The 18,768-nt window shown below is 73.6% G+C and carries 17 protein-coding genes; 9 read left to right on the top strand and 8 right to left on the bottom strand.

From position 1 onward, the window contains the following. Positions 1 to 3: 3 nt before the first annotated feature. Both GQS52_RS12390 and GQS52_RS12385 read right to left on the bottom strand, forming a co-directional pair. The gene (locus tag GQS52_RS12390) at positions 4 to 1,305 is read right to left on the bottom strand and encodes a M18 family aminopeptidase (RefSeq protein ID WP_182313517.1); all 1,302 of its coding nucleotides are present in this window, start codon (positions 1,303 to 1,305) and stop codon (positions 4 to 6) included. A 116-nt stretch (positions 1,306 to 1,421) separates the two neighbouring features. After that, complete coding sequence (locus tag GQS52_RS12385) at positions 1,422 to 3,248, bottom strand: acyl-CoA dehydrogenase (RefSeq protein ID WP_182313516.1); 1,827 nt, start codon at positions 3,246 to 3,248, stop codon at positions 1,422 to 1,424. A gap of 133 nt (positions 3,249 to 3,381) precedes the next feature. Here GQS52_RS12385 and GQS52_RS12380 point away from each other — a divergent pair, with 133 nt between their 5' ends. Beyond that, entirely contained in the window at positions 3,382 to 3,858 is a 477-nt protein-coding gene (locus tag GQS52_RS12380; protein WP_182313515.1) for an SseB family protein, read from the top strand. Positions 3,859 to 3,958: 100 nt separating this feature from the next. Here the strand turns inward: GQS52_RS12380 and GQS52_RS12375 are convergent, their stop codons facing one another. Continuing rightward, positions 3,959 to 4,945: a pirin family protein gene (locus tag GQS52_RS12375; protein ID WP_182313514.1), complete on the bottom strand. Its 987-nt coding sequence runs from the start codon at positions 4,943 to 4,945 to the stop codon at positions 3,959 to 3,961. A gap of 36 nt (positions 4,946 to 4,981) precedes the next feature. Beyond that, complete coding sequence (locus tag GQS52_RS12370; protein ID WP_259371103.1) at positions 4,982 to 7,171, bottom strand: SpoIIE family protein phosphatase; 2,190 nt, start codon at positions 7,169 to 7,171, stop codon at positions 4,982 to 4,984. Positions 7,172 to 7,459: 288 nt separating this feature from the next. On the opposite strand from GQS52_RS12370, the gene GQS52_RS12365 reads away from it, so the two are divergent. From GQS52_RS12365 to GQS52_RS12345, 6 genes are all read left to right on the top strand, one after another. Continuing rightward, positions 7,460 to 8,275 carry a hypothetical protein gene (locus GQS52_RS12365; RefSeq protein ID WP_220472761.1) on the top strand — a complete coding sequence of 272 codons (816 nt, stop codon included), beginning with the start codon at positions 7,460 to 7,462 and terminating at the stop codon, positions 8,273 to 8,275. A gap of 158 nt (positions 8,276 to 8,433) precedes the next feature. Next, complete coding sequence (locus GQS52_RS12360; protein ID WP_259370738.1) at positions 8,434 to 8,778, top strand: metalloregulator ArsR/SmtB family transcription factor; 345 nt, start codon at positions 8,434 to 8,436, stop codon at positions 8,776 to 8,778. 83 nt (positions 8,779 to 8,861) lie between these two features. Next, positions 8,862 to 10,538: a SulP family inorganic anion transporter gene (locus tag GQS52_RS12355; protein WP_182316394.1), complete on the top strand. Its 1,677-nt coding sequence runs from the start codon at positions 8,862 to 8,864 to the stop codon at positions 10,536 to 10,538. A 176-nt stretch (positions 10,539 to 10,714) separates the two neighbouring features. After that, positions 10,715 to 10,831, top strand: coding sequence for a DUF6126 family protein (locus GQS52_RS27070; protein WP_220472760.1), 117 nt, complete (start codon positions 10,715 to 10,717; stop codon positions 10,829 to 10,831). Positions 10,832 to 10,933: 102 nt separating this feature from the next. Beyond that, a complete protein-coding gene (locus GQS52_RS12350; RefSeq protein ID WP_182313512.1) occupies positions 10,934 to 11,296 on the top strand; it encodes a DUF488 family protein in 363 nt (120 codons plus the stop codon). 257 nt (positions 11,297 to 11,553) lie between these two features. After that, positions 11,554 to 13,113, top strand: coding sequence for a multicopper oxidase family protein (locus GQS52_RS12345; protein ID WP_182313511.1), 1,560 nt, complete (start codon positions 11,554 to 11,556; stop codon positions 13,111 to 13,113). Between the two features lie 465 nt (positions 13,114 to 13,578). On the opposite strand, the gene GQS52_RS12340 is transcribed toward GQS52_RS12345, so the two are convergent. The 3 genes from GQS52_RS12340 to GQS52_RS12330 all read right to left on the bottom strand — a co-directional run bounded on the left by GQS52_RS12340 (position 13,579) and on the right by GQS52_RS12330 (position 16,166). Next, entirely contained in the window at positions 13,579 to 14,064 is a 486-nt protein-coding gene (locus GQS52_RS12340; RefSeq protein ID WP_182313510.1) for a DUF1203 domain-containing protein, read from the bottom strand. Between the two features lie 159 nt (positions 14,065 to 14,223). Next, a complete protein-coding gene (locus GQS52_RS12335; protein ID WP_182313509.1) occupies positions 14,224 to 15,135 on the bottom strand; it encodes a MerR family transcriptional regulator in 912 nt (303 codons plus the stop codon). Between the two features lie 329 nt (positions 15,136 to 15,464). Next, positions 15,465 to 16,166: a DUF308 domain-containing protein gene (locus tag GQS52_RS12330; RefSeq protein WP_182313508.1), complete on the bottom strand. Its 702-nt coding sequence runs from the start codon at positions 16,164 to 16,166 to the stop codon at positions 15,465 to 15,467. A gap of 376 nt (positions 16,167 to 16,542) precedes the next feature. Here GQS52_RS12330 and GQS52_RS12325 point away from each other — a divergent pair, with 376 nt between their 5' ends. Beyond that, complete coding sequence (locus GQS52_RS12325) at positions 16,543 to 17,067, top strand: potassium channel family protein (RefSeq protein ID WP_259370737.1); 525 nt, start codon at positions 16,543 to 16,545, stop codon at positions 17,065 to 17,067. 98 nt (positions 17,068 to 17,165) lie between these two features. Here GQS52_RS12325 and GQS52_RS12320 read toward each other — a convergent pair whose 3' ends face one another. Then, the gene (locus tag GQS52_RS12320) at positions 17,166 to 17,816 is read right to left on the bottom strand and encodes a TetR/AcrR family transcriptional regulator (protein WP_182313507.1); all 651 of its coding nucleotides are present in this window, start codon (positions 17,814 to 17,816) and stop codon (positions 17,166 to 17,168) included. Positions 17,817 to 17,927: 111 nt separating this feature from the next. Here GQS52_RS12320 and GQS52_RS12315 point away from each other — a divergent pair, with 111 nt between their 5' ends. Beyond that, positions 17,928 to 18,701 carry a DUF5701 family protein gene (locus GQS52_RS12315; RefSeq protein ID WP_220472759.1) on the top strand — a complete coding sequence of 258 codons (774 nt, stop codon included), beginning with the start codon at positions 17,928 to 17,930 and terminating at the stop codon, positions 18,699 to 18,701. Positions 18,702 to 18,768: the final 67 nt, after the last annotated feature.

The raw sequence follows: 18,768 nt of genomic DNA, 5'->3' as shown, positions 1-18,768 counted from the left end.
CGGTCAGGCCTCCAGGAACGACTTGACGGCCGAGGCCAGCAGGAACGGGTCGTCGGCGCCGCACAGTTCGCGGGCGGAGTGCATCGACAGGGCGGCGACGCCGACGTCGACGGTCTTGATGCCGAGGCGGGCGGCGGTGATGGGGCCGATGGTGGTGCCGCAGGGCATGGAGTTGTTGGAGACGAAGGTCTGCCAGGGCACGCCGGCCCGCTCGCAGGCGGCGGCGAAGACCGCCCGTCCGGTGCCGTCGGTGGCGTACCGCTGGTTGACGTTGACCTTGAGGATCGGCCCGCCGTTGGGCAGGGGGTGGTGGCCGGGTTCGTGGCGTTCGGCGTAGTTGGGGTGGACGGCGTGGCCCATGTCGGAGGAGAGGCAGACGGTGCCGGCGAGGGCGCGGGCGCGGTCCTCGAAGGAGCCGCCGCGGGCGGCGACCGAGCGCTCCAGGACGTTGCCGAGCAGGGGGCCCTGGGCGCCGGTGTCGGACTCGCTGCCGTTCTCCTCGTGGTCGAAGGCGGCCAGGACGGGGATGTGCGGCGGGTTCTGCCCGTCGCCGTCCGCCTCGCCGGCCAGGGCGATCAGGGCCGCGGTGGCGGCGTGGACGGAGAGCAGGTTGTCCAGGCGGGGGGCGGCGAGGAGTTCGCGGTCGCGGCCGAGGTAGGCGGGGGGCTGGACGTCGTGGGTCATCAGGTCCCAGCCGGTGATGTCCGCCGCGTCGACGCCGGCCTCCTCGGCGACCAGGCGGATCAGCGCGCCCTCGTCGACGGGGCCGAGGCCCCAGACGGGGGTGAGGTGGCGCTGCTTGTCCAGCTTCATGCCCTCGTTGACGCCGCGGTCGAGGTGGATGGCGAGCTGGGGGACGCGCAGCAGCGGCCGGTCGGCCATGACGAGCCGGGTGGTGCCGTCGCGCAGGGCGATGCGGCCGGACAGGCCGAGGTCGCGGTCGAGCCAGGTGTTGAGGGGGACGCCGCCGTAGATCTCGACGGCGACCTGGCGCCAGCCGTGGGAGCCGGTGTCGGGGAGGGGCTTGACGCGCAGGTTGGGGGAGTCGGTGTGGGTGCCGACGACGCGGAAGGGGGTGGCCGGGCCGGCGCCCTCCGGCACGTACCAGGCGATGAGGGCCCCGCCGCGGACGACGTACCTTCCGCCGGTGCCGCCCTCCCAGGGGTCGGTTTCGGCCACCTGCCGGAAGCCCGCCTTCTCCAGGCGCTCGGCCGCGCTCGCGACCGCGTGGTACGGCGACGGGCTGGCCGCGAGGTAGGCGATCAGGTCGTCGGTGTGGTCGCGGTCGAAGTACGGGGTGCTCATGCCGACCAGCATAGAAGCGGGACGCCCCGCCCTCCCGGGGGAGGACGGGGCGTCCGGTACCGATCGGAGAACGGCCGGGAACCGGCTACTGCCGGTCACCGGGCGGTCCGGAGCGGTCAGAAGGCCTCTTCGGGCAGTTCCATGACGGAGTTGTCGACGCGCTCGGCGATGGCGCGCTCGACGGAGACCCGCGGCAGGACGGTGTCCGCGAAGAACTTCGCGGAGGCGATCTTGCCGGTGTAGAAGGCCTTGTCCTTCTCGGAGGCGGTCGGCAGCTTCTCCGCGGCCACGGCGGCGGCGCGCAGCAGCAGGTAGGCGACGACCACGTCACCGCTGGCGAGCAGCAGGCGGGTGCCGTTCAGGCCGACCTTGTAGATGGACTTGACGTCCTTCTCGGTGGCGGCCAGGTCGGTGAGCATCTTGCCGACGATCGCCTCGAGGTCGACGGCGGCCTGGGACAGCTGCTCGCGGGCGGTGGCCAGCTCGTCGCCGCCGGTGCCCTCGGCGAGGAACTTCTTGATCTCGTCGGACAGGGCGGTCAGTGCCTGGCCCTGGTCGCGGACGATCTTGCGGAAGAAGAAGTCCTGGCCCTGGATCGCGGTGGTGCCCTCGTAGAGGGTGTCGATCTTGGCGTCCCGGATGTACTGCTCGATCGGGTACTCCTGCAGGTACCCGGAGCCGCCCAGGGTCTGCAGGGACTGGGCGAGCTGCTCGTAGGACTTCTCCGAGCCGTAGCCCTTGACGATCGGCAGGAGCAGGTCGTTCAGGCGCTCGGCGGCGGAGGCGTCCTCGCCGGCGGCCAGCTTGGTCTGGACCTCGTCCTGCACCGCGGCGGTGTAGAGGACCAGGGTGCGCATGCCCTCGGCGTAGGCCTTCTGGGTGAGCAGCGAGCGGCGCACGTCCGGGTGGTGGGTGATGGTGACGCGCGGCGCGGTCTTGTCCATGAAGTTGGCCAGGTCCGGGCCCTGCACGCGCTCCTTGGCGTACTCCAGGGCGTTCAGGTAGCCGGTGGACAGGGTGGCGATGGCCTTCGTGCCGACCATCATCCGCGCGAACTCGATGACCTTGAACATCTGGCGGATGCCGTCGACGTTCTCGCCCAGCAGCCAGCCCTTGGCCGGGTGCTTGGCACCGAAGGTCATCTCGCAGGTGTTGGAGACCTTCAGGCCCATCTTGTGCTCGACGTTGGTGGCGTAGACGCCGTTGCGCTCGCCGAGCTCGCCGGTCTCCCAGTCGAAGTCGTACTTCGGCACGACGTACAGGCCCAGGCCCTTGGTGCCCGGCTTGCCACCCTCGGGGCGGGCCAGGACCAGGTGGACGATGTTGTCCGAGAGGTCGTTCTCACCGGAGGTGATGAACCGCTTGACGCCCTCGATGTGCCAGGAGCCGTCCTCCTGCTTGATCGCCTTGGTGCGGCCGGCGCCCACGTCCGAGCCGGCGTCCGGCTCGGTCAGCACCATGGTGGAGACCCAGCCCTTCTCGACCATGCGGTGGGCGATCTTCTTCTGCTCCTCGGTGCCCTCCTCGAAGACCACGCCGGCGAAGGCGGGGCCGGAGGCGTACATCCAGATCGCCGGGTTGGCGCCCAGGACCAGCTCGGCCACGGCCCAGACCAGGGAGCGCGGCGCGGCGGTGCCGCCCAGCTCCTCCGGGATGCCCAGGCGCCACCACTCGGCGTCCATGAAGGCCTGGTAGCTCTTCTTGAAGGTGTCCGGCAGCGGCGCGGTGTTCGTCTCCGGGTCGAAGACCGGCGGGTTGCGGTCGGCGTCCGCGAAGGAGTCGGCCAGCTGGTTCTCCGCGAGGCGGGCGATCTCCTCGAGGACGTTCTTGGCGGTCTCGACGTCCATCTCGGCGAACGGGCCGGTGCCGTAGAGCTTGTCTCGGCCGAGCACCTCGAACAGGTTGAACTCGACGTCGCGCAGGTTGGATTTGTAGTGGCCCATGACGACGGCTCCGTTAGATCGGGAGGGCGTACTTCGCACTCGAACACTTACCAGTGGGTATCTTCATGATGCTACCCGCCAGTAACCATAATCAACCCCTGCCGCCCCGGTGTGATTCGTTACTCTTGCTGCCGTGTACGGCTACGAGCAGACGGCAGCGGCAGGGGCGGGCCAGCAGCAGTACGCGGCGCCGCCGCCGGGGGGCACCGGGATGCCCGGGGGGTACGAGCAGCCGCTCTACCCCGAGCCGTCGCCGCCCTCCCTCAAGGACGCGGTGCGGGCCTTCACCACCGGCTCGATGTCCGCCGAGGACTTCCAGGGCATCTTCGCCACCTCCAAGGTCTACTGCCCGCGCGGCGACCGCCCCGGGTTCCTGGCCCTGCACAACACGCAGCAGCCGGTGATCCCCATGTTCACCTCCCTCAAGGAGCTGCGCCGCTACGCGGGCAAGGACTCCAAGTACTTCGTCGTCACCGGGGCGGAGGTGCTGGACCTGCTGCCGACCGGCTACGGCTTCGTCCTGGACATGGAGGGCGAGCACCGGATGGTCTTCGACGCCAAGGCTGTCGAGGAGATGGTCGCCTTCACCATGCGCAGCATGTACGGCTGAGCCGCGGCGTACGGCCGGGCCGCGGCGTACGGCCGGGCCGCGACGTACGGCCGGGCCGCGGGTGCCGGCGGGCCCGTCGGCGGGCCCGCCGGCACGGGTCCTACATCCCGTCCCGGGGCGTTCCGTCCGGGGACATCCCGTGCACCGCGGGGATCGTCCCCAGCCGGCCCTTCTGGAAGTCCTCGAACGCCTGCAGCAGCTCGTCCCTGGTGTTCATGACGAACGGGCCGTAGTGCGCCACGGGCTCGCGGATCGGCTGCCCGCCGAGCAGGACGACCTCCAGGTCCGGGGTGTGGGAGTCCTGCTTGTCGTCCGCGCGGACGGTCAGCGAGGAACCGGTGCCGAACACGGCGGTCTGGCCGAGGTGGATCGGCCGCCGCTCGGCGCCGACCGCGCCGCGGCCCGCGAGGACGTACGCCAGGCCGTTGAAGTCCTCCCGCCAGGGCAGGGTGACCTCCGCGCCCGGTGCCAGCGTCGCGTGGACCATCGTGATCGGCGTGTGCGTGATGCCGGGGCCGGTGTGGCCGTCCAGCTCGCCCGCGATGACCCGCAGCAGCGCGCCGCCGTCCGGGGAGGTCAGCAGCTGGACGCTGCCGCTGCGGAGGTCCTGGTAGCGCGGGGCCATCATCTTGTCCTTGGCCGGCAGGTTCACCCACAGCTGCAGGCCGTGGAAGAGGCCGCCGGACGCGACCAGGTGCTCCGGCGGCGCCTCGATGTGCAGCAGGCCGGAACCCGCCGTCATCCACTGGGTGTCGCCGTTGGTGATGGTGCCGCCGCCGCCGTTGGAGTCCTGGTGGTCGAAGATCCCGTCGATGATGTAGGTGACGGTCTCGAAGCCGCGGTGCGGGTGCCACGGGGTCCCCTTCGGCTCCCCGGGCTGGTACTCCACCTCGCCCATCTGGTCCATCATGATGAACGGGTCGAGGTGGCGGTGGTTGATCCCCGCGAACGCCCGGCGGACGGGGAAGCCCTCGCCCTCGAAGCCGCTCGGCGCGGTCGTCACCGCCCGCACGGGGCGGGGCACGGCGTCCGCCGGCGCGGTCACGCGCGGCAGGGTCAGGGGGTTGTCGACGGTCACGGCAGGCATGGTCGGAGCCTTTCTCCAGGAGGTTCAGCACTCAATTTAGTTGAACCATGAACGACTCGCACGCATTCCTGGAGACCGGGCCCCGCCGCCCCCGCCGCCGCCGTCCTCCCCGCCCCCGCCGCCCCCGTCGTCCCCGCCGTCCTCGGACAGCTCGAACCAGATGCACTTGCCCTCGCCGCGGGGCTCCACCCCGGAGCGGTCGGCGAGCATGTCCAGCAGCATCAGCCCGCGCCCCGAGGAGGCCAGCTCGCCGGGGTGCCGGCGGTGCGGCAGCTCGTCGCTGGCGTCCCGGACCTCCACCCGCAGGCGGCGCCGGCCCCTCGCCCCGGTGACCTCGGCCACCAGCGAGGCGTCGCAGTCGGTGTGCACCAGGACGTTCGACAGCAGTTCGGAGGTGAGCAGCTCGGCCGCGTCCACGTGGTCGGGCACCGACCAGTCGTGCAGCACCGCCCTGACCTCCTCGCGGGCCGCGGACACCCTCTCCGGCTCGTCCTGGGCGACGGTCAGGACGGTGCGCCGCACCGGCGGGAGGTGCCGGCGGCCGGTGGCCTCGCGGCGCAGCAGGACCAGCGCAGTGTCGTCCTCGCGCCGGTTGGCCAGGGGGCCCGAGTCGCGGCGGGAGGCGGGCCCGTGCACCGCGGCGATCAGTTCGTCGGCAAGTGTCTCCAGGTCGTCCCCCTGCACCTCGCCGATGACCTTGCGCAGCCGCCGCCATCCGCTGTCGATGTTGTGCCCGCCGGCCTCCACCAGCCCGTCGGTGTACAGCACCAGGGTCTGGCCGGGGTCCAGCCGCATCCGGGAGATCGGGTAGTCGGTCTCGGCGTCGACGCCCAGGGGCAGACCGCCGGCCGTCCTCCGGGGGACCGCCGTGCCGTCGGACAGCCGCAGGACGGGCTCCAGGTGGCCGGCCCGGGCGACGGCGATGGTGCCGCGGGCCGGGTGCAGCTCCAGGTAGAGGCAGGTGGCGAAGCGCCAGCCGGCGGGGTCCGCTGCGTTGAGGTCGCTGAAGAAGCGGGAGGCGCGGGAGAGCACCGCGTCGGGCGGGTGGCCCTCCGAGGCGTAGGCGCGCAGGGCGATCCGCAGCTGGCTCATCAGGCTCGCGGCCCGCACGTCGTGCCCCTGCACGTCCCCGATGACCAGGGCGAAGCGGCCGTGGGGGAGGGGGATCAGGTCGTACCAGTCGCCGCCGACCTGCAGTCCGTCGCCGGCGGGCACGTAGCGCGCGGCCATGGTCACGCCGGGGATGCGGGGCATGCGGCCGGGCAGCATGGTGCGCTGCAGCCCGTCGGCCAGGGCCCGTTCGGACTCGTGCACCCGGGCCCTCTCCAGGGCCTGGGCGAGCATGCGCGCCACGATGGTCAGGACGGAGCGCCGGTCGGGGGTGAAGTCGACCGGCTCGGAGAAGCCCGCCATCCACGCGCCGACGGTGCGGCCCCCCGCGACGAGCGGCAGGAACGCCCAGGAGGAGCGGCCGAAGGGTTCCACGAGCGGCCAGATCGCCGGGAAGCGGTGCCGGTAGGCCTCCGGGGTGGGCAGGTAGACGGCCCTGCCGGTGCGCACCGCCACCGCGGCCGGGTAGTCGGTGTCCAGCGGCATGTCCAGGAACGGGAGCACGTCGTCGTCGAGCTGGCCGTGGTGTCCCACCACCGAGAGCCGGCCGGCGTCCACGCCGAAGACGGCGAGCCCGTCGGGGGAGAAGCCCGGCATGGACAGGCCCGCCGCCACCTGCAGGACCTGCTCGGTGTCGGCGGCCTCGGCGAGCGCGCGTCCGGCGTCCAGCAGGAACGCCTCCCGGGACCGCCTCCGGTCGGTGGCCGCCGGGTCGGTGCCCGGGGCGGCCCCCGCGCCCCGCAGGCCCCCCGCACCCCGCAGGCCCCCCGCGGCCCGGAGGTCCTCGTCCCGCACCTCCTGCACGGTCCCGACGATCCGGAGCGGCCCGGGCGCCTCCAGGGAGCGGATCCGCACGCACACGACCCGCAGCACCGTGCCGGCCTCGTCGACCACCCGCAGCAGCGCCTCGAGGACCGAGTCCTCGGCGAGGGCGAGGGAGGTCAAGGAGGTCAGCTCGACGTAGTCCTCGGCGTGCAGCCTGCACCGGACGGCGGAGGTGCGCAGGGTCGCCGGGTGCGGCGGCAGTCCGAGGAGCCTGGCGGTCTCGGCGTCCAGGCGCGCGGTGTCGGACCGCTTCTGCCACACGAAGGTGCCCGTGCCGACCGCGGTCAGCACGGACTCGGGTGCGAAGGGGGCGATGCCGTCCGCGGGGCCGGGATCGGGACCGGTGCCGGGGAGGGGCGCGGAGTCGGATCCGGGGCCCGGCCCGGGGACGGAGCCGGAGGTGGGCCTCACGCAGCCCGAGTCTAGGTAAAACGGAATGTTCGGGCATGTCGGGACGGGGGTGTCCGGCGCCGGGGGCGCACGCCGCGGGCGGCCCGGGTGCGCCCGGTGCACCGGGACCGCCCGTCCGCGCGGTTTGTTCCCCCGGACGGGGGTGTCGGCGGGCCCGTCGGTGGCAGGATGCGTGGGGTGACGGAGATCGACGGATCATGGAGCCGCGTCCCCGGGAACGCGACCGGATGGCTGGCCGAACTGGACCCCGACCACGGCAGCACGGGCTTCGAACCGCCCCGCCGCCCCGACGCCGCCTGGCTGCTGCACGCGATGTACGTGTGGGAGGACGGGCCGGTCGCCACGACCCACGACCACGTGCACCGCTCCGTCCGCGAGGCCGGCCTCGCCGACGGCTCCCCGTCCTCCGACGCCCCTGCGGAGCGGGGCGTCGAGGCGCTCCTGGCGGGCGCGGTCGTCACCGGCACCGGCCTGGGCCGCAGCGGGCACCCCGGTCCCGGCTGGCGCCGGCTGCGCTGGTCGGAGCTGGCGGACCGACTGGGCGAGCCGCCCGTGCCGCAGGGCGAGTACCCCGGCCGCCGCTGCCTGAGGGCGGCCCGGCCCACCGGAAGCTGGTCGGCCGCGATCGAGCCCCCGGCCGAGGGGGGACTGGACCGGGAGGGCTGGCGCCGCCTCGTCCAGCTGCTGGCCCTGCACAGCCCCGCCGGCTCCGAGACCCGCTGCCGTGCTTTCTACAGCCCGCTGCTGACCGCCGACTGGGAGCACGAGACGGTGCTGGCCGGCCGTCTCGGGGACGCGGTCGCCCTCTACGACCATCCGGGGATGCCCAGCTGCCCCACCAACTTCTGGGCCGAGGACCGCTCCTGGGTCGTCCACTGCCACTGGGACCTGTGGGGGACCAAGGTGGCCGGCCCGCGCCCCCTGGTCCGGGACCTCCTCGGCGACCCCGACCTGGAGGCCCTCCGGCTCCCCTGGACGAGCTGACGGCACCGGGCGCGCCCGGCCGCCTCCGGCGCCTCCGGCTCGGGCGGCCCCGGTGCGGGAGCCGGGATGAGACCGGGATCTCATGATGATGAATTGAAGAATTCTTCAATTCCATACATGATGGTTTCATCATCGGCGAGGAGAAGAGGGATACGCCCGTGCCGCAGGTTCCGCTCTACCAGGCGAAGGCCGAGTTCTTCCGCATGCTCGGTCACCCCGTGCGCATCAGAGTGCTGGAGCTGCTTCAGGACGGGCCGATGCCGGTACGGGACCTGCTGGCCGCCATCGAGATCGAGCCGTCCAGCCTCTCCCAGCAGCTGGCGGTCCTGCGCCGCTCCGGCATCGTGACCTCCGCCCGGGAGGGCTCCACCGTCGTCTACTCCCTGGGCGGCGGCGACGTCGCCGACCTGATGAAGGCCGCCCGCCGCATCCTCACCGAGATGCTGGACGGACGGCGCGAGCTGCTGGACGAGCTCCGCGAAGCGGAGAGCGAGTCGCGTTGAGGACGACGGAACGCCGCGGCGCACCGGCCCGCCTGCTCGCCTCCCTGCTCTCCCTCCTCCCCGCCCGCGCCGACCTGGCGGCCATGGGCCGCACTCCCGGCCGGGACCTGGTCGCCGGTTTCACCGTGGCGATCGTCGCCCTGCCGCTGGCCCTCGGCTTCGGCATCTCCTCCGGTCTCGGCGCGCAGGCCGGGCTGGCCACCGCCGTGGTCGCGGGCGCCCTCGCCGCGGTCTTCGGCGGCTCCCGCCTGCAGGTGACCGGGCCGACGGGCGCGATGACCGTGGTCCTGGTGCCCATCGCCCATGCCCACGGGGCCCCGGGCGTCCTCACGGTCGGCCTGCTCGCCGGGATCGCCCTGGTCGGCCTGGCGGTGGTGAGGGCCGGGCGCTGGATGGTCTACGTCCCCGCGCCGGTGGTGGAGGGGTTCACCATCGGCATCGCCTGCGTGATCGCCCTGCAGCAGGTGCCCTCGGCGCTGGGTGTGCCGACCCCCGAGGGGGACCGGGTGACCCTGGTGGCGGCGCAGGCCGTCGCCGACTTCCTGCGCTCCCCAAACTGGCCCGCCGTGACCGTCGCGGTGGCCGTGGCCGCCGCCATGCTGCTCGGCGCCCGGTGGCGCCCCTCCGTCCCGTTCTCCCTGCTGGCCGTGGCCGCGGCGACGGTGCTGGCGGAGGCGGTGTCCCTGGACGTGGCCCGGATCGGCGAACTGCCCGCCGGCCTGCCCCTGCCCTCGCTGGGCTTCCTCGACCCGGCCGCCGTCCCCTCGCTGCTGGGCCCCGCGCTCGCGGTCGCGGCCCTGGCCGCGCTGGAGTCCCTGCTCTCCGCCGCCGTCGCCGACGGCATGAGCGTCGACTCCCGGCACGACCCGGACAAGGAACTGTTCGGGCAGGGCGTCGCCAACCTGGCGGCCCCGCTGTTCGGCGGTGTCCCGGCGACCGGCGCCATCGCCCGCACCGCGGTCAACGTGCGGGCCGGCGCCTCGTCCCGCCTGGCCGCCCTCGTGCACGCGGCCGTGCTGGCGGCCGTCGTCCTCGCCGCCGCGCCCCTGGTCGCCCGGATCCCGCTCGCCGCGCTGGCCGGCGTGCTGCTGGCCACGGCGGTGCGGATGGTCGAGGTCGGGTCGGTGCGGGCGATGGTCCGTTCCACCCGCGCCGACGGGTTCGTCCTGGTCCTGACCGCGGTGGCGACCCTGGCCCTGGACCTGGTGCAGGCCGTCGTCATCGGCATGGTCGTCGCCGGGGCGCTGGCGCTGCGGGCCGTGGCCCGCGACGCCGGCCTGGCCCGCGTCCCCCTCCACGCCGACACTCCCGGGGACCACGACGAGGAGGAACGGGCGCTGCTGGCCGAGCACATCGTCGCCTACCGGATCGACGGCCCGCTGTTCTTCGCCGCCGCCCACCGCTTCCTGCTGGAGCTGTCCGAGGTGGCCGACGTGTCGGTGGTGATCCTGCGGATGTCGCGGGTGACCACGATCGACGCCAGCGGCGCCCTCGTCCTCAAGGACGCCATCGAGAGGCTGGAGCACCGCGGCATCACGGTCCTGGTCTCCGGCATCCGCGACGGCCACGACCGGCCGCTGGACGCCCTCGGCGTCATCGACCGCCTGCGTGCGGACGGCAGGGTCTTCGACACCACCCCGGAGGCCGTCCGGGCCGCCCGCGCCCGCCTGGTCCGCCCGTCCGGCCCGGACCGCCCGGTCCCCCCGGCACGCACCGGCGGAGCCGACTCCCCGGCAGCCGCGGACTCCCCGGCGGCCTGATTCCCCGGCAGCCCGACGACCTGACGGCCCGACGGCCCGACGGCCCCGCACCGAACCGTCCCCCACCCGTGCACCGGCGGCCCCACCGCCGGTGCACGCCACCCCGCCGCCCTGCGCCGGCGCCTCCCCGTACCCGCCCCGGCCCCACCGCACCCGACAGGACGTGACCCGCCGCCATGGACTCCTCGGACGAGAAGAACATGTCCCGCCACCTGTGGATCCGCGTCGCCTACTTCTTCTTCGTCATCCACGCCCTGGCGTTCTTCGTCATCTGGGTCGTCTCCCGCACCTGACCCGCCGCGGCGCGGCGCGGACGGCGCCCCGGCACCCCGGTGCCCGGCGCTCCCGGCGTCCCCGTCCTACGCTGGACGGAGAAGGAGCAGAGGAGGACCGCGATGACCGCAGAACCCGACCTCCGCACCCGCCGCGTCTACGAAGCCCCCGACCCCGACGACGGGCTCCGGGTCCTCGTGGACCGCCTCTGGCCGCGAGGGCTCGCCAAGGAGGCGGCCCGGCTCGACGACTGGTTGAAGGCCGTCGCGCCCTCCACGGAACTGCGCCGCTGGTACGGCCACGCCCCGGAACGCCACGAGGAGTTCACCCGCCGCTACGAGGCCGAGCTCGACGACCCGGACCACCGCGAGGCCGTGGAGCGCCTGCGCACCCTCGCCCGTTCCGGCCGCCCGCTGACCCTGCTGACCGCCACCGGCGACATCGGGCAGAGTCACCTGCCCATCCTGGTCTCCCGTCTTTCCTGACCTTTTCCGGTCTTTCCCGAACCTTTTCCGACAGCCCCGTTACCTCGCCGCGGGCCCCTCCGCCGTTCGCCCAGGCGGTTGGACAGTGCGTGTGAACCTCTTGCACGGACGGCCCAAGCACCCCTGTCGTTCGACCGGCCCGGGGGGCCGAACGGGAACGGTGGTCTCCGGGCCGGCGCCTTCCGGTCCCACAAGAGACCGCACGGCCTGGCTTCAACCACGTCGACAGGTTTGCGACCGAAGGAGAGGCAAGAACGGTGCTGGACCGGAGAGACCTGCTGAAGTTCGCCACCGCCGGGGGAGCCGCGTTCCTGATCCCCCTGGAGGGGTCCGCCCCCTACGCAGCCCCCCGCCTCACCGCGGGCACGGGCGCCCTCACGGACGTCGCGGTCCCGGAGGACACCTTCACGAGCCCGTCGCCCGCCCGCGCCTTCGCGGCCCCCGACGAGCTCGGCGACCTCGCGAAGGCCGCGCCGTTCGCCCACGCCATGCCCGTCCTGGGGGCCATGAAGCCGGCGGCGAGCCACTCGGGGCGCTCGCCGCGCTCGGGGCGCACCGTGATGACGGACGTGTACAGCATGCGTCAGCACAAGGCCCGGGTGGAGATCGTCAAGGGCCTGAAGAGCACGGTGTTCACCTACGCCGGCTGCTTCCCCGGCCCGATGATCAAGGCGAACCGCGGCCACGAGGTGGTCCTCGAGCACCACAACGAGCTCGACAACCCCACCTGCACCCACCTGCACGGCGGCCGCGTCCCCTCGAAGTACGACGGCCTGCCCATGGACGTCGTGGGCAAGGACGGGCACTACACGTACCGCTACCCGAACAAGCAGCGCGCCGCCTCCCTCTGGTACCACGACCACTCGCACGGCACCGAGGCCGAGAACGTCTACATGGGCCTGTACGGCGTCTACCTGCTCAGCGACGAGGAGGAGCGCCGCCTGCCCCTGCCCAAGGGGCAGTACGACCTGCCGCTGGTGATCCGCGACGCCCGCATCGAGGCGGACGGCAAACTCAGGTTCGCCCGGCCCATCGACTGCCCCCACATGCTGGTCAACGGCAAGGAGCGGCCGTACTTCAAGGTCGCGGCCCGCAAGTACCGGCTCCGCCTCTACAACGTCTCGATCAACCGCAACGTCAAGCTGCGGTTCGCCGACGGCGCGGAGTTCGTGCAGATCGCCACCGACTGCGGCCTGCTCGAAGGCCCGGTCGTGCGCGACGAGATCGAGCTGGTGGGCGCGGAGCGCGCGGAGATCATCGTCGACTTCTCCCGGTACCGGGTCGGCTCCTCGATCGTGCTGGAGAACACGGCCGCGCTCAAGGAGCGGCCGGAGATCATGCGGTTCGACATCGTCCGCGAGGCCAAGGACCGCAGCCGGATCCCCGACCGGCTCACCGAGTTCCCCTCCCTCCCCAAGCCGTCGAGGGAGCGGGAGTTCATCATGACCAGCGACCCGACCTTCCTGATCAACGGCAAGTCCTACGACCCGAAGCGGGTGGACGTCGAGACCACCCTGGGCAGCCACGAGCTGTGGCGGATCAAGAACATCGACAGCCCCGGCCACCACAAGCCCGGCTACTTCATCCACCACAGCTTCCACACCCACCTGGCGCAGTTCCGGGTGATCCACCGCAATGAGAGCCCGGTCGGCCCGGGCGAGTCGGGCTGGAAGGACACCGTGTCGGTCCCGCCCGGTGAGAGCGTCTGCATCGCCGTGTCGTGGAGCGGCTACGCGGGCCAGTACGTCTACCACTGCCACCACCTCGGCCACTCCTCCGCCGGGCAGATGGGCCGCGTCGACGTCAAGCCGCGCTGACCGGCCGGCCGGCGCGGCGGCCGGCCGCGGACTCCAGGGCTCCCGGGCTTCCAGGCCCGGGAGCCCTCGTGCGTCGTGCATTGAATTTTCCGGGAACTCCCGGCCGTGGAAGGCGCGTTGGGGGGATTGACCACGGGTCACGGCCGCCTCGGGCGGTGTCGCGGAACCGGCGGGCCGACGGGGCCCTCGGGTCACCGGCAGGCGCAGCGCGCCACACTCAGGGAGGGGTTGCGGCACATGGACGACATCTTCGGGGAGATCTTCGAGGAGGCCGTGGAAGAGGTCGTCGAGGAGACGGCCGAGGCGGTCGGCGGCGAGTTCGCCGAGAGCATCGTCGAGGGCTTCTTCGACTGACGGCGGCCCGCCCGCCGCGATGCGCGGGCGGACCCGGCCCACCGGGCCGGCCGGTCGGCGGGCCGGCCGGCCCGGTGGGGCGTGAGAAGGGTCGCCGAGGGCCGCGGCTCCTCAACCGGCCCGGACGACCGTGAACATGTAGCAGCCCCAGACGATGTTGCGGCTGTGGATCCGCACCACGCCCGGATCGGCGAACATGCCGGCGAGGACCTTCTCCGGGTCCCTGCCGTCGTGCAGCCTGGACGCGTCGTGGATCCGGCCGCGGGCGTCGTACGCGCGCAGCACCTGGGGGCGCCCGCGCCAGTCGGGCGGGTGGACGGCCGTGTCGACGGGCCCCGCGCAGGGGCGCGCGTGGGCGAACACCGGACCCGCCTCGCGGTACGGGCCCGCGGGGAGCGGCAGCGCGTAGCCGAAGAGGATCAGCTCCTCGCCGGGCGCGGCGTCGCGCAGGCAGCAGCGCAGGGGCTCACCGCCCCCCGCCGCGGCGTGCTCGACGGGGGCACCGGAGGCGTCGGCGGTGCCGGTGCGCACGGCGTCCAGCGCCTCGGCCGGGATCGGGAGGAACCGGAGCGCGGGGACCGGTGGTGTCGTGGTCATGCGCCCAGGCTCCCGTGTCCGCCGCGGCCGCACCGGCGGTTGCCGGACGCCGCATTCGAGGCCGCGCGGGGAAGCGGGCCCCCGTGCGGGCGGCGCGAGCGCTCGGAGGCCGCCCGGGTGGCCGAACCCGCCGGCCATGACGCCCCGCGTCCCGGCCGGTCAGGTCCGGTCCGCAGCGCGCAGGGCCCGTGCCAGCCACTGCAGCTCCTCGGTCGCGTCGGGCGAGGCATCCTGTCCGCGCACGCGGGCGACGAGCCTGCGGTAGCGCTCGGCCCCCGCCTCGATCCCGGCCTCCACGCTGCGCAGCACGGCGGCCCGGTCGGCGTCGCCGAACAGCCCGGACAGCACTTCGGCCGCCTCCGGCGATCCGGGGGCGACCCCGCGCTCCCTGACCTCCGTGACGGTCTGCACGACCTGCCTGGCCCACCAGACGGACGCACCGGGGGGACGCCCCTGCCCGGGCGCGGGGGTGTTGAGCTCCAGCCAGGTGCGCAACCGGGCGCGGAAACCGGGGTCCCGCACCAGCTCGGCCAACTCGATCCAGGCGTCGACCTGCCCGGGCGTGGGGTCGTCGGGCAGTTCGACGCCGAACGTGTTCATGCGGTCGCGCAGGTGCGGTTCGACGTCGAGGCCGCCGAACACCTCCTCCTTGAACTCGTCGACGATCTGACTGCGCTCTGCGGCGGAAAGCCGCGCCAACCGGTTCATCAGTGCCGTCTCCTCAGCTGTGGAACCACGCTTCGCCACGGTGGACAGGACGGCCCGGCTCACCCGGAGCGAGCGGATCCGCGCGTCGAGCGCGGCCACGTGCGCGTCGGCGACCTCGGCGACCGTGGTCCGGCCGCTCAGCACCCGGCACACGTCGTCGAGCCCGAGGCCCAGCTCCCGCAGGGTGCGGACCAGCTCGACGCGGGCCACGGACCCGGTGTCGTACAGCCGGTAGCCGCTCGCGGAGCGGGCCACGGGCGGCACCGCTCCCGCGTCCGACCAGAAGCGCAGGGTGCGCACCGGAAGCCCGGTGCGGTGCGCGAGCCGGCCGATGGTGAGCAGCTCGGGGCGTTCGTCGTCCATGGGCGAGATCCTGGACCCTCCAGCCGCTGGAGACTCAAGCGTCCAGGTGCGGCGTCCGCGGGCTCACGGGAGCTCTGCACGGGATGCCGCACGGAGGGCGTCGAGGAATCCCTGCAGGGCCGGCCGGCCCGACGAGGCCTCCCGCACCGCCGCCCTGTACTCGGAGGGCTCCTCCTGCCAGGGCGCCGGAGAGGGCGTGCAGACCGCGTGCGTGGCAGGTGGCGTGTTCCTCTGCCCTGTCGTGCCACGCCACCGGCGCGTCTGCATCCTGCAGGTCACCTGCTGGTAGCACCACTGTCCCTGTGCGGCCGGCGTCCTCGACGGGCGGGTCAGCGGCGGTCCCAGTCGCCGCCGACGGCGCGGCCGCCGGTGGTGGTGGTCCGTCCGCCCGCGCCGGCGGCCTGGCGGGCGGCGGCGGCTCCGGCGGCCCGGGCGGAGATCCGGTGGGACACGGAACGGAGGGCGACGGCCCCCGTCAGTTCGGCGATGCCGAGCAGGACGAGCCACAGTCCGAGCAGCCTGGTCAGTGCGACCGCGGACTGCACGGGGAAGGCGAGGACCACGATTCCGGCGACCATTCCGAGGACGCCGGTCGCGAAGGCCGTGGCCCGGTGGGCGAGATCGCGCTCCATGATCGCCACGAACACCGTCAGGAGCCCGGAGACCAGCCAGAACGTGCCGACGATCAGGGTCAGCGCGGTGATCGTCTGCAGGGGGTTGCGCAGGCACAGCACACCCGCCAGGACGGCGAGCACCGCGATGATCAGGGCCGTCGCCCTGCTGTCGCCCCGGGCGCGGTCCCCGGAGAACGCGCTCACGAAGCGGAACACGCCGGTGATCAGCAGTTGCAGTCCCACGATCACCGCCAGGACCTGCAGGGTCTCGCCGGGCCAGACGAGCACCAGGACGCCGGCCGCGAGGGTGACGAGGGCGAGGCCGAGGGCCCAGGTCCACGACCCTCCCAGTCTGCCGAGGGCGTCCTGCGGGTCCGCGGGGCTTCGGGTCGGTGCGGGGTCCGGGGTCGCGGCCATGGATCCTCCCTCGGTGAGGGGCTGTTCCCCACCGGGGTGCGGGGCCGCCCGGGGGCGGGACCCGCCGGCCGGTGGCGGGCTTTTCGGGGTGCCTCGCGGGCCCGCGGGGCGGCACGAGGGGACTTCTGCGGACCCCGGAGGCCGGGAGGTTTGCGGGCCCGGATGCCGAAAGTCCGATTGATGGAGAAAGCGAACTACGGTGCTTTTCTTATTCTATGCTCGCCCAGGGGTGCCCGGCGTGCGCAGACCAGCGCGACGGAGGCCCGGTCGGCGCCGAGAGGGACGGGAGAGGCCTGTGGGAGAGCCCGGTTCGGACCGTCGGAACGGGAGCGGCGGGGAGGGCGGGACGCGCCCGGGCCGGACGCCGCGGGACCGCGTGCCGCTGGTGGTGGCGGTACGGCCCGCCGTCACCACGGCCGGCCTGGTGGCCGCCTACTACCTGCTGCCCATGGACAGCGGCTTCACCGACGAGGCGGCGGTCAGTCTCGTCCTCGGCCTGCTCGGCGTGCTGGCGCTCTTCCTCTGGCACATCCGCGCGATCAGGCACTCCCCCTACCCGAAGCTGCGGGGCGTCGAGGCGCTCTCCACCACCGTCGTGTTCTTCGTCCTGCTCTTCGCGACGGCCTACCACCTCCTGGAGCTGGCCGAGCCGGGCAGCTTCAACGAGTTCCTCACCCGGACCGACTCCCTGTACTTCACGCTCACCGTGTTCAGCACGACCGGCTTCGGGGACATCACCGCCCGCTCGCAGTCGGCGCGCCTCATGGTGTCGGTGCAGATGGCCGTGGGACTCCTGCTGGTCGGGGTGGCGGCCCGGGTGCTGGTCAACGCCGTCCAGGGGGCCGTGCGCAGACGCGGGGAGGCCGGCGGGCCCCCGGGCCCCGCCTCCGGGCGGCCCTGACCGGAGGACGGCGGGGAGGCCGGTGCTGTGGGGCAGGTGCCGGTCCCGGTGGCGGGAGACGGGCGCCGGTCCCGGGGCCGGGGCGCCGGGACCCCGGCTCAGTGCGGCCCGGGCCGGCGTACGGCGTAGTCGCCGAGGGCGGGCTCCAGCAGGGCGAAGGCGGCGTGGGCGGCGTCGGTGACGGCTGCGGCGATCCGCTCGTCGTCCTGGCCCTCCAGGGTGCGGCGCAGGGTCTCGTCGAACAGGACGCGGTGGGCGCCGGCGAGCTGGGCGGCGGCGACGCGGGGACGGACGTCGTGCGGACCGGCTCCGGTCTCCTCGGCGAGCACGGCGGCCAGCGCGGCCTCGCGCTGCTCATGGAACTCCCGCAGGCGGGCCAGGAGCACGGGGCTGTCGGTGACCATGCGGGCGAACCCGGGCCCGGAGAAGCCGATGACCGGGTCGTGCCGCCGCACCGAGTCCAGGAGGGTGCGGTGCAGTGCGGCGAGCGCCGACTCGCCCGGGGCCCGTCCGGCGACCGCGCGGGCCGGACCCGTCACGAACTCCTCGTGCAGGTCCAGGGCGAGGTCCTCCTTTCGGGGGAAGTAGTTGGTGACGGTCATCTTGGCGACCCCGGCCGCCGCCGCGACCTCGGCGATCGTCACCCGGTCGAAGCCCCGCTCCAGGAAGAGCCGGGTGGCGTGGTCCGAGATCGTCCGCCTGGTCTGCTTCTTCTTCTGCTCGCGCAGCCCCGTCGTCGGCGTGCTCATGGCCGCATCGTCTCATGGGCGGGAATAAAACTGTGCTCGACCTATTTATAGGTTCGACCGAGTTTTCGGTCCGGCAAGGACAGTCCCGCAAAGACATTGGAAAGGTCCCGCATGTCGATCACCCGCCAGCAGTCCTCCCAGCAGTCCTCCCAGCAGTCCGGCCAGCAGGCACAACCGCAGCAGTCCCGCCCGCAGCAGTCCCGGCCGCAGGCGGCGGAGCAGGTGGCCCAGGGGGCGTCCGGGGCCGGGAAGGAGTTCGACCGGCAGGTGGAGAACCTCCTGCGGCTGGGGTACCCGGCGCGCGCCGGCCTGGACGAGCAGGCGTTCGCCGCGGTCGTCACGCCGCTGCGGTCCGCCGCCGTCGCGCACGGCGCGGCGCTGCCCGCACCCGACCCCGCGGAGGGGCGCGTGCCGTTCGTCCTGGTCGTCACCAGGGCGCTGGTGCCGGTCGAGGAGTCCATGTCCCTGACCGTGCTGCCCGGCAGGACCGGGGCCGGGTTCGTCGACCGGTCCTTCGAGCCCGGCTCCGTCGCGCGGTTCGTCCCCGCGGAGGGGGTGGACCTCCCCGACGGGCGCGCCTACCTGCTGTTCGGCGTCGAGCGCGGGGAGGAGTTCTGCGGGGCCGTCCCGAAGACGGCGATGGAGACCGTCGCGCGGCGCGGGCGGACCCTGCTGACGATGGAGGAGGGCATCGCCCTGGTGACCCAGCACCCCGGGATCCTGGTGAAGAACAAGTGCTTCTCCCTGGGCGGCTCCCGGTGCGGGGACAGCAGGGTCCCCGCGATCTGGATCAGCCGGAACACCCCCAAGCTCGGCTGGTGCTGGGAGGGCAACCCGCACACCTGGCTCGGGATGGCGTCCGCCGCGCACCGCGCCGCGGAGTGACGAAGGCACGGGCGGCGGGCCGGGTGCCGTTCCGGGCCCCGGGCCGGGCGCCGTTCCGCGCCCCGGG

It is taken from the genome of Streptomyces sp. SCUT-3, assembly GCF_014083985.1.
In the GTDB taxonomy this organism is placed as follows: Bacteria; Actinomycetota; Actinomycetes; order Streptomycetales; family Streptomycetaceae; genus Streptomyces_H; species Streptomyces_H thermolineatus.
This window is presented reverse-complemented; position numbering and strand designations above follow the sequence as displayed.

Bases quoted from the DNA above. Each gene is read 5' to 3' on its own strand.
- GQS52_RS12320 (WP_182313507.1), bottom strand. From the start codon at position 17,816: ATGAGCACGCCGACGACGGGGCTGCGCGAGCAGAAGAAGAAGCAGACC.
- GQS52_RS12330 (WP_182313508.1), bottom strand. From the start codon at position 16,166: ATGGCCGCGACCCCGGACCCCGCACCGACCCGAAGCCCCGCGGACCCG.
- GQS52_RS12340 (WP_182313510.1), bottom strand. From the start codon at position 14,064: ATGACCACGACACCACCGGTCCCCGCGCTCCGGTTCCTCCCGATCCCG.
- GQS52_RS12315 (WP_220472759.1), top strand. From the start codon at position 17,928: ATGTCGATCACCCGCCAGCAGTCCTCCCAGCAGTCCTCCCAGCAGTCC.
- GQS52_RS12335 (WP_182313509.1), bottom strand. From the start codon at position 15,135: ATGGACGACGAACGCCCCGAGCTGCTCACCATCGGCCGGCTCGCGCAC.
- GQS52_RS12390 (WP_182313517.1), bottom strand. From the start codon at position 1,305: ATGAGCACCCCGTACTTCGACCGCGACCACACCGACGACCTGATCGCC.
- GQS52_RS27070 (WP_220472760.1), top strand. From the start codon at position 10,715: ATGGACTCCTCGGACGAGAAGAACATGTCCCGCCACCTGTGGATCCGC.
- GQS52_RS12365 (WP_220472761.1), top strand. From the start codon at position 7,460: ATGCGTGGGGTGACGGAGATCGACGGATCATGGAGCCGCGTCCCCGGG.
- GQS52_RS12350 (WP_182313512.1), top strand. From the start codon at position 10,934: ATGACCGCAGAACCCGACCTCCGCACCCGCCGCGTCTACGAAGCCCCC.
- GQS52_RS12385 (WP_182313516.1), bottom strand. From the start codon at position 3,248: ATGGGCCACTACAAATCCAACCTGCGCGACGTCGAGTTCAACCTGTTC.
- GQS52_RS12375 (WP_182313514.1), bottom strand. From the start codon at position 4,945: ATGCCTGCCGTGACCGTCGACAACCCCCTGACCCTGCCGCGCGTGACC.
- GQS52_RS12355 (WP_182316394.1), top strand. From the start codon at position 8,862: ATGGGCCGCACTCCCGGCCGGGACCTGGTCGCCGGTTTCACCGTGGCG.